1 protein-coding gene and 1 pseudogene are annotated in these 868 nt (G+C 47.7%); both read left to right on the top strand.

Annotated features, from left to right (window positions below):
- A pseudogene (gene vscJ, locus R7O13_RS25335) lies at positions 1 to 292 on the top strand (SctJ family type III secretion inner membrane ring lipoprotein Vsc); the annotation flags it as partial.
- Positions 285 to 868: SctK family type III secretion system sorting platform protein VscK (gene vscK, locus R7O13_RS25340; protein WP_318305004.1), on the top strand; the 584-nt coding region annotated here is incomplete at its 3' end. The pseudogene vscJ and the gene vscK, both read left to right, overlap by 8 nt.

The raw sequence follows: 868 nt of genomic DNA on the forward strand, positions 1-868 counted from the left end.
TATTAAACATGCTGCCGATGTGGCATTGGACTCTTACGTGCCTCAAATCAAATTGTTGGTGAACAACAGTATTGAAGGGCTGAATTACGACCGCATTAGCGTCGTGATGGTGCCATCTTCGGAGGTGCGAGTGACGACTCAAAGCAACCAATTTAAAAGTATTTTGTCGGTGCAAGTTACCAAAGAAACGGCGAACCATCTCATCGGGATTTTAGTGTTTATGGTACTGCTATTGATTGGCTCGAATGTCGCGACGTTCACGTGGTGCCGCAGGAGCGCAAAGCGTGGTTAAACCTGAAACACCGATGGCTCAGGTGCTGCATCAGTTCAACTACTGCCCATGCCAGTACCTAGAGCAAAACTGGATCGTGCCAAAACAGCCTTGGCTTCTTAATTTGGATGGCTGGCGAGATAACCCAAACTTCAACCTTTGGTGTTTAGAAGAGTGGGCGCTTGCGCCTGTTCCAGAAACGGCTTTTAACAAGCCACACCATAGCTTGGCTCTGCTTCCTCCTGATGCGCTCAGTACGTTAATGCTCACCATTGGCGGGGCGTTGCACAGTTTTGCGATGCGCCAAGTGGTACTTAAAAAGCCCAAGCAGTGTTTGAACAACGTGTTTGGTTTGGATATCGCCCGTTTTCTTATTCAGCAAGGGCCGATGTTGTTGTCACAATGGCCGAAAGGTTGGCAAAAAGCGCTACCAGACATGATGAAAGAAGACGAAGTTGAACGTCACATGCTCAAACAGGGCTACGCATGGATGAAGTTCATCTTAGCGAGCTCTTCTCACGATATTTTGCTCCGTTGGCAGTTCAAGCTCGATCAATCACTTAGCCAAGTGAAAGAAAACACCTCTTGGCTTGTTGA

Source organism: Vibrio sp. Y176, from assembly GCF_033438945.1.